The 8,762-nt window shown below is 42.4% G+C and carries 9 protein-coding genes; 8 read left to right on the top strand and 1 reads right to left on the bottom strand.

Going from position 1 to position 8,762, the window contains the following annotated elements; genetic code table 11:
• Nucleotides 1-176: 176 nt before the first annotated feature.
• The 7 genes from PN497_RS17495 (at nt 177) to PN497_RS17525 (ending at nt 6,803) form a co-directional block, all read left to right on the top strand.
• Nucleotides 177-500 (top strand): HesB/IscA family protein, encoded by a 324-nt coding sequence (locus PN497_RS17495; protein WP_096570171.1) that lies wholly within the window; start codon nt 177-179, stop codon nt 498-500.
• Between the two features lie 174 nt (nt 501-674).
• Nucleotides 675-1,058, top strand: coding sequence for a 30S ribosomal protein S12 (gene rpsL, locus PN497_RS17500; RefSeq protein ID WP_096570169.1), 384 nt, complete (start codon nt 675-677; stop codon nt 1,056-1,058).
• Between the two features lie 372 nt (nt 1,059-1,430).
• A complete protein-coding gene (gene rpsG, locus PN497_RS17505) occupies nt 1,431-1,901 on the top strand; it encodes a 30S ribosomal protein S7 (RefSeq protein WP_096570167.1) in 471 nt (156 codons plus the stop codon).
• A 138-nt stretch (nt 1,902-2,039) separates the two neighbouring features.
• Nucleotides 2,040-4,118, top strand: coding sequence for an elongation factor G (gene fusA, locus PN497_RS17510; RefSeq protein ID WP_096570165.1), 2,079 nt, complete (start codon nt 2,040-2,042; stop codon nt 4,116-4,118).
• 22 nt (nt 4,119-4,140) lie between these two features.
• The gene (gene tuf, locus PN497_RS17515; protein ID WP_096570163.1) at nt 4,141-5,370 is read left to right on the top strand and encodes an elongation factor Tu; all 1,230 of its coding nucleotides are present in this window, start codon (nt 4,141-4,143) and stop codon (nt 5,368-5,370) included.
• A gap of 186 nt (nt 5,371-5,556) precedes the next feature.
• Entirely contained in the window at nt 5,557-5,874 is a 318-nt protein-coding gene (rpsJ, locus tag PN497_RS17520; RefSeq protein WP_010998474.1) for a 30S ribosomal protein S10, read from the top strand.
• A gap of 278 nt (nt 5,875-6,152) precedes the next feature.
• The gene (locus tag PN497_RS17525; protein WP_096570161.1) at nt 6,153-6,803 is read left to right on the top strand and encodes an LON peptidase substrate-binding domain-containing protein; all 651 of its coding nucleotides are present in this window, start codon (nt 6,153-6,155) and stop codon (nt 6,801-6,803) included.
• 213 nt (nt 6,804-7,016) lie between these two features.
• Here PN497_RS17525 and pheA read toward each other — a convergent pair whose 3' ends face one another.
• Nucleotides 7,017-7,886: a prephenate dehydratase gene (pheA, locus tag PN497_RS17530; RefSeq protein ID WP_096570159.1), complete on the bottom strand. Its 870-nt coding sequence runs from the start codon at nt 7,884-7,886 to the stop codon at nt 7,017-7,019.
• 226 nt (nt 7,887-8,112) lie between these two features.
• Here pheA and PN497_RS17535 point away from each other — a divergent pair, with 226 nt between their 5' ends.
• A complete protein-coding gene (locus tag PN497_RS17535; protein ID WP_096570157.1) occupies nt 8,113-8,700 on the top strand; it encodes a DUF1997 domain-containing protein in 588 nt (195 codons plus the stop codon).
• The last annotated feature ends 62 nt before the right edge of the window (nt 8,701-8,762 follow it).

The raw sequence follows: 8,762 nt of genomic DNA on the forward strand, positions 1-8,762 counted from the left end.
ACTGGGGACTGGGGACTGGGGACTGGGGACTGGTGACTGGTGACTGGTGACTGGTGACTGGTGACTGGTGACTGGTGACTGGGTTAACTTCCCTTTCTTCCCCTGCTTCCCCTGCCCCCTGCCTCCTGAACTCCTGTAATATTGAATATGGATTTTCTGATTGCTACAAAAATTCCATGATTCAATTAAGTCCAGCAGCTACCAATGAGATGAAGCGATTAAAATCCAAACAACAGCCAAATATCTTGTTTCGCTTGCAGGTGAAACCAGGTGGCTGTTCGGGTTGGTTATACGATATTTCCTTTGATGAAGCGGTTAAAGTTGAAGATCAGGTTTTTGACGTTAACAATATTCAATTAGTCATAGACAAAGAAAGCATAAAATATATTAACGGTTTGACCCTGGACTATTCAGAGGATCTTATGGGTGGAGGTTTTCGCTTCTACAACCCTATAGCCATTTCTACCTGTAGCTGTGGTAATTCTTTTTCTATTTCATAGGTGATTGGTGACTGGGAATAAATATGCTTCTTTATCCTGCCTCCTGACTCCTGACTCCTGCCCCCTGCCCCCTGCCCCCTGAACTCCTAAAAAATAATTGACGTAAAAACCAAAAAAACGCTATAATCAGGATTTGTTAAAATAAAACATAAGCAGCTTAACGCGCTGTCACTCATGCCAACAATACAGCAGCTAATCCGTAGTGAACGCGAACTAGCGCGTCAAAAAACCAAGTCTCCTGCTCTGAAACAATGTCCTCAACGTCGAGGAGTATGCACCAGAGTATATACGACTACCCCTAAAAAACCAAACTCAGCCCTCCGCAAAGTAGCAAGGGTCAGATTAACTTCTGGATTTGAAGTCACAGCTTACATTCCAGGTATTGGCCATAACTTGCAAGAACACTCTGTTGTGATGATTCGTGGTGGTCGGGTAAAAGACTTACCAGGCGTGAGATACCACATTATTCGTGGAACCTTAGATACAGCCGGAGTTAAAGACCGGAAGCAAGGACGTTCCAAATATGGAACTAAGCGCCCAAAAGAAGCGAAAAAATAGGAAATAGGCGATTAATCGCATGAATATTGCATGAATAACGATTAATCGTCTAATTTCAGCCCCCATAAAACACAGAATCTAGCGGTGTATTCTTGTTTAAGAAATTAAGCTATAACTTGCACTAAGCGAGCAAGTGTAAGAGTTTAAAAGCAGAATACTGTAAGCAATAGCAACACTTTAATGTAAATATTAGAGTTGATAGTGTTGTCGCCTTCTGTTTCTGGTATAGGGTAAAAAAACTAATGAGTTGAGCTTAAAAGCAACTAAGGCCAAAACTCAAGGAAATTTAAGCGGTTGCTTACACCGCTTTTGGATTTCTATGTTCTGATAACATATAATTTCGTTGCCAAATTCCGAATTCAAGGATGAAGTATGTCTCGTCGTGGTGTTAGTCAAAGGCGGCCTGTTCCGCCTGACTCAGTGTATAATAGTCGCCTCGTTAGTATGATGATGCGACGGGTAATGCGTCATGGCAAAAAATCTCTCGCTGCCAGAATTGTTTATGATGCTTTAAAAACTATTGAAGAACGGACAGGCGGCAATCCTCTGGAAACATTTGAAAGAGCAGTCCGCAACGCCACACCTTTAGTAGAGGTCAAAGCTCGAAGAGTAGGTGGTGCAACTTATCAAGTACCAATGGAAGTGCGTTCTGATCGGGGTACTACCTTAGCACTGCGGTGGTTAGTACAATTTTCTAGGTCTAGGCCAGGTCGTACGATGGCCAGTAGACTAGCAAATGAGTTAATGGACGCAGCTAACGAAACAGGCAGTTCCATTCGCAAACGTGAAGAAACTCACCGCATGGCTGAAGCCAACAAAGCATTTGCACACTACCGTTACTAAGTGGAGCAACGATATATCGCCTAATTGCCAGCGGTATATCGGCAACTTTCTGCCCAAGACGGTTTTCCGTAAAAGTATAGAATCTTAACAAAGAGTAATATACAAGATATCATGAGTCCTAAATTATAGGAGGTAACTGTGGCACGCACAAACCCGCTAGAGAAAGTACGCAATATCGGTATTGCGGCGCATATAGATGCGGGAAAAACGACAACAACAGAGAGAATATTATTTTACTCTGGGATAATTCATAAAATTGGTGAAGTTCACGAAGGAACTGCTGTAACAGACTGGATGGATCAGGAGCGGGAGCGAGGAATTACCATTACTGCCGCTGCGATTAGTACCAGCTGGAAAGATCATCAAATTAACATTATTGACACTCCCGGTCACGTGGACTTCACAATTGAAGTTGAACGTTCCATGCGGGTGTTAGATGGTGTAATCGCTGTCTTTTGTTCTGTTGGTGGTGTTCAACCTCAGTCTGAGACAGTATGGCGGCAAGCTGACCGCTACAAAGTACCTCGCATTGCCTTCATCAACAAGATGGATCGCACAGGAGCGAACTTTTATAGAGTTCATGAGCAAATGCGCGATCGCCTGCGGGCAAATGCCATTGCTATTCAACTGCCCATCGGTAGCGAAAGTGATTTTAAAGGCATCATTGACTTGGTGCGGATGTGTGCATACATTTACACCAACGACCAAGGAACCGATATTCAAGAAACAGAAATTCCGGCTGAACTACAAGAACAGGTAGCAGAATACCGCACTAAGTTAATAGAAGCGGTAGCAGAAACTAGTGATGATCTGATGACTAAGTACTTCGAGGGCGAAGAACTTACAGAAGAAGAAATCCGTACAGCCCTACGTAAAGGTACAATTGAGGGAAAAATTGTACCCGTGCTTTGTGGTTCAGCCTTTAAAAATAAAGGTGTGCAGTTGATGCTGGATGCAGTTGTAGATTACCTGCCAGCACCAATTGAAGTACCACCAATTCAAGGCTTATTGCCAAATGGCGAGACAGTGGAGCGCCGGGCGGATGACAGCGAACCTCTAGCTGCTCTAGCATTCAAGATCATGGCTGACCCCTACGGTCGCCTCACCTTTGTGCGTGTTTATTCTGGTGTATTGAAAAAAGGCAGCTACGTCCTGAACGCCAGTAAAGACAAGAAAGAACGGATTTCCCGCCTAGTGCTGATGAAAGCAGATGAACGACAAGATGTCGAAGAACTGCGGGCAGGTGACTTAGGTGCAGCTTTGGGACTAAAAGACACCTTGACAGGTGACACTTTATGTGATGAAGGATCACCAGTTATTCTGGAATCCCTGTTCATTCCTGAACCTGTGATCTCCGTAGCGGTTGAACCCAAAACCAAGAACGACATGGATAAGCTGTCAAAGGCACTACAATCTTTGTCAGAAGAAGATCCTACCTTCCGTGTCAGTGTTGATCCAGAAACTAACCAAACCGTGATTGCGGGGATGGGAGAGTTACACCTGGAAATTCTAGTAGACCGGATGTTACGGGAATTCAAGGTAGAAGCGAATGTTGGTGCGCCACAGGTAGCTTACCGCGAAACCATTCGGAAAACAGTTACCAACGTAGAAGGCAAATTCATCCGTCAAAGTGGTGGTAAAGGTCAATACGGTCACGTTGTGATCAATTTAGAACCAGGAGACCCAGGCACTGGCTTTGAATTCGTCTCTAAAATTGTCGGTGGCGTAGTACCTAAAGAGTATATAGGCCCCGCAGAGCAGGGTATGAAAGAAAGCTGCGAATCTGGTATTTTAGCTGGATATCCACTAATTGACGTGAAAGCAACGTTAGTTCACGGCTCCTACCACGATGTAGACTCTTCGGAAATGGCTTTCAAAATTGCCGGTTCAATGGCGATGAAAGAGGCAGTGCTGAAAGCTTCACCAGTCCTCTTAGAGCCTATGATGAAAGTTGCAGTAGAAGTTCCCGAAGACTTTATGGGAACTGTCATAGGTGACTTAATCTCCCGTAGAGGACAGATTGAAAACCAAATCACTGAACAGGGAATCGCTAAGGTGACATCCAAAGTTCCACTAGCGACTATGTTTGGTTACGCCACAGATATCCGGTCTAAGACCCAAGGCCGAGGTATCTTCACGATGGAATTCAGCCACTATGAAGAGGTGCCTCGCAGCGTGGCTGAAACTATCATTGCTAAAAGCAAAGGGAACGCTTAATTAAAAAAGGAAACGAGTATACATGGCACGCGAAAAGTTTGACAGAAAAAAACCTCACGTTAATATCGGTACTGTTGGCCACGTTGACCACGGTAAAACTACTTTAACAGCAGCCATTACCATGACCTTGGCAGCTATGGGTCAGGCTACAGCTAAGGGTTACGACCAAATTGACAACGCACCCGAAGAAAAAGCACGGGGTATTACCATCAACACCGCTCACGTTGAGTATGAAACCGAATCTCGGCACTATGCTCACGTAGACTGCCCCGGACACGCTGACTATGTGAAAAACATGATCACAGGTGCGGCACAAATGGACGGTGGTATCCTTGTAGTGGCTGCTACTGATGGTCCTATGCCCCAAACTCGTGAACACATCCTGTTGGCAAAACAAGTAGGTGTTCCCAGCTTGGTTGTCTTCTTGAACAAAGAAGATTTGATGGATGACCCAGAACTTCTGGAATTAGTAGAACTGGAACTGCGGGAACTACTTACTAGCTATGATTTCCCCGGTGATGACATCCCCATTATCAAAGGTTCTGGTCTACAAGCTTTGGAAGCAATGACTAAGAATCCTAAACTCCAAAAAGGAGAAAATCCCTGGGTAGATAAAATCTACGAATTGATGGATGCTGTAGATTCCTACATCCCCACTCCTGAGCGTGATGTTGATAAACCCTTCTTGATGGCAGTAGAAGACGTATTCACCATCACAGGTCGTGGTACAGTGGCTACTGGCCGGATTGAACGTGGTAAAGTTAAGGTTGGCGATACAGTTGAGATAATTGGACTCAAAGATACCCGGAGTACGGCTGTAACCGGTATCGAGATGTTCAAGAAGAGTCTCGAAGAAGGTATGGCTGGAGATAACGCTGGTGTATTACTACGTGGTCTCAAAAAAGAAGACATCGAGCGTGGAATGGTAATTGCCAAGCCTGGTTCTATTACACCTCACACTCAATTTGAAGGTGAAGTTTACGTTTTGACTGAGAAAGAAGGTGGTCGGAAAACACCATTTTTCGCAGGTTATCGTCCTCAGTTCTATGTACGGACAACTGATGTAACTGGCACAATTCAAAGCTATACCGCTGATGATGGTAGCGCAGTAGAAATGGTAATGCCAGGCGATCGCATCAAAATGACAGTGGAACTGATCAACGCGATCGCGATTGAGCAAGGTATGCGCTTTGCGATTCGTGAAGGTGGCCGGACTATTGGTGCTGGTGTCGTTTCTAAAATCATCAAGTAGTACCTTTTTGTCTTTGTAATTAAGAGCAGAGATTGGAAAAGTACGTCTCTGCTCTTTTATCTTCCCTTTAGCAATTTTGGATTTTAATTTATGATTCTTGTTTGTTTCTCAAATCTCAAATCTAAAATCTAAAATCTAAAATCTAAAATCTAAAATCTAAAATTCACAGAACCTGGAAAACTAAAGATGGCAACTTTACAGCAGCAGAAGATTAGAATTCGCTTACAGGCTTTTGACCGACGTTTATTGGATACATCTTGCGAGAAGATTGTAGATACAGCTAACCGTACTAACGCTACAGCTATCGGACCGATTCCTTTACCCACAAAACGGAAGATATATTGCGTGCTGCGCTCACCTCACGTAGATAAAGATTCCCGTGAGCATTTTGAAACCCGCACCCATCGTCGGATTATTGATATTTACCAGCCTTCTTCTAAAACTATTGATGCGCTGATGAAGTTGGATTTACCATCTGGTGTAGATATCGAAGTCAAACTTTAATTAGAACAGGAAATAGAGAATAGGGAATAGGGAATAGGGAAGAGAGATCAATATTAGTCTTCTTTTTCCTTTTGCCTGTTGCCTTTTCCCACTGATAATTGAAAATCTACATGGAATATTTTTAGGTATGAATATTAACCCAGCCCTAAGAGAAATTTTCTTAGGGTTTTTCAATAGCTATCCAACAAATGATAAAATATAAACAAAGTACGGCGACAGTAAAAGTAAAAAAATATATTTTCAGAATAAATAAGAATAAACTTGATACCCACCTAACAATGACATCTTCTTCAAAAATTGCCGTCCGTGAACTACCTCTGTTCCCGTTACCCGAAGTGGTGCTGTTTCCCACCAGACCATTACCCCTACATATATTTGAATTTCGCTACCGCATCATGATGAACACGATTTTGGAAGGCGATCGCAGATTTGGAGTTGTGATGGTCGATCCAATCCAAGGTACTATTGCTAATGTCGGTTGCTGTGCGGAAATTATTCATTACCAGCGATTACCAGACGACCGGATGGAAATGTTAACTTTGGGACAGCAAAGGTTTCGAGTTTTAGAGTATGTTCGTGAAAAGCCCTATCGTGTTGGTTTAGTAGAATGGATTGAAGACCATCCCCCGTCTCAGGACTTGCGACCTTTAGCTGCTGATGTAGAACAGCTACTGCGAGATGTTGTCCGTCTTTCAGCTAAATTAACTGAAAAAGATATCGAACTGCCAGAAGATTTACCTGATTTACCAACAGAGCTATCTTACTGGGTGGCAAGTAACCTTTATGGTGTAGCTCCTGAACAGCAAGCATTGTTAGAACTACAAGATACATCTGCTCGCTTACAAAGAGAAGCAGAAATTTTGACTTCTACTCGCAATCATCTGGCAGCACGTTCTGTTCTTAAAGACACTTTTAGTAATATGGGCTAATCATCAACTATTGTGTTTTGCCGGTAATGGGTAATTGGTAATTGGTAATTGGTAAGTAGGTGGGCGTTGAAAATTGTCGTCATGACAAGGCAGGAGGCAGGAGGCAGAAGGCAGGAGGTAAAAAGCTTTTGGGCAACTTTACTTTTTTATTCAGCAACACCTACTTAAACATCAATTACCAGCTAAGCTATAAATTATTAGCAGAAAATGATATTAATCGGTAACTGTCAAGACACTATAACTACCAAAAATTTTTAGCACTTCCGTAGAACTGTTTAATTCTGCTAAAGCTGAAGTCATTAATGGTGAACTGACTGCCGCCTCTGCATCAATGAAAAATAAATATTCTCCCAAGGAACGCTTAGTAGGACGAGATTCAATCCGACTGAGATTGATTCCTAGATGGGCGAATACTTCTAAAGCTTTAACTAATGCACCAGGAAGATTTGCAGGTACACTAAAAGCTAAGGATGTGTGAGTAGGGTTGAAACCATTATTTTCCGTACTTTCTTTAGCCACTACCCAAAAGCGTGTACAGTTGTCAGGATAGTCGTTAATTCTACTAGCGAGAATAGGTAAATTATAAAGTTGGGCGGCTCTCTGAGAAGAAATTGCTGCTGTTTCCGGTGCTTGCGGTAGTCCTTGTAGTGCTTCAGTAGTAGAATTTCTGGCTATTAAATTGGCATTGGGCAGAAATTTGGCCAACCAACTTTGACATTGTGCTAATGCTTGGGGATGGGAATAAACTATTTTAATATTCTCTAATTGATTAGCACAGGAAATTAACGCATGATTGATTGGTAGAACCAAAGCCAGTTTTATTCGCAAGCTGTCTAACTGCCACAGGCTATCCATTGTCATGCTGACGCTGCCTTCAATGGAATTTTCTACAGGTACAACAGCTATATCAGCTTGTTCTGTAGCTACCGCTTGTAATGATTTGGCAATAGTAGGATAAGGTGATAAGGTAGCTTCTATCTCTTGATTGCTTTTTAGCCAATTGAGATAAAAAGAAGCAGCTTGTTCTGAGTAAGTTCCTGGTGGTCCTAAATATGCGATCGCCGCAGGTTCACATTTTTTCATGACAATTTTAGATTTTAGATTTTAGATTTTAGATTTGTAATTAGATTACAGGAAGCAAGGAAAAAATTTTTCTTCTCTGTATCCTGACTCCTGTACAGGTTTAGCAGTGCTAAACCCCTACCTTCTGCCTTCTTTTAAGTGATTATGAATAAATTTGTTGATTTTATGCAAACCAATATAGTTTATTAAAAAATATTACAATAAAACATATTGCTATAATCTACTCATGGCTACCAAGTTTACTGCCTCTCAATCGGTCGAAATTCTTGTCCCCAAGCAACCTATCCCTATTCAGCACTACTTGCGTCAGCCTCAACGTCTAGTGAGAACATTAGCTGACAATAGTATGATTCAGCAGTTATCTGAGGAAGTGTTTCGCTTGAAAATGCGTCCTCTGGCTTTTATGTCTTTAAGTATTCAACCTACTGTAGATATGAGAGTTTGGGCGGATGCCCACGGAACAATTTATTTACGTTCTGTAGGGTGTGAAATCAGAGGTTTTGAGTATATTAACCAGCGTTTTGCTCTCAATTTAAAAGGGTATTTATCACCTTACCACAATGGTAATGACACAAGGCTACAAGGAAAAGCCGATCTAGAAGTGTTGGTAGATATTCCTCACCCATTTTCCCTCACTCCCAAGTCGATTTTGGAAACCACAGGGAACGGTTTACTTAAAAGCGTGTTGTTGACCATTAAACAAAGATTATTACATCACCTCCTCGCTGATTATCGCCATTGGGTAATATCACAAACACAAATAAAAGAAATTGCTAGTGATAATACAGAAATGGGATTGTTAAATTTTGAATGATTGGTGGTTGGTGACTGGTGACTGGGGACTGGTGACTGGGGACTGGTGACTGGGGACTGGGG

The sequence above is a fragment of the Sphaerospermopsis kisseleviana CS-549 genome (assembly GCF_028329225.1).
Classification (GTDB): Bacteria; Cyanobacteriota; Cyanobacteriia; order Cyanobacteriales; family Nostocaceae; genus Sphaerospermopsis; species Sphaerospermopsis kisseleviana.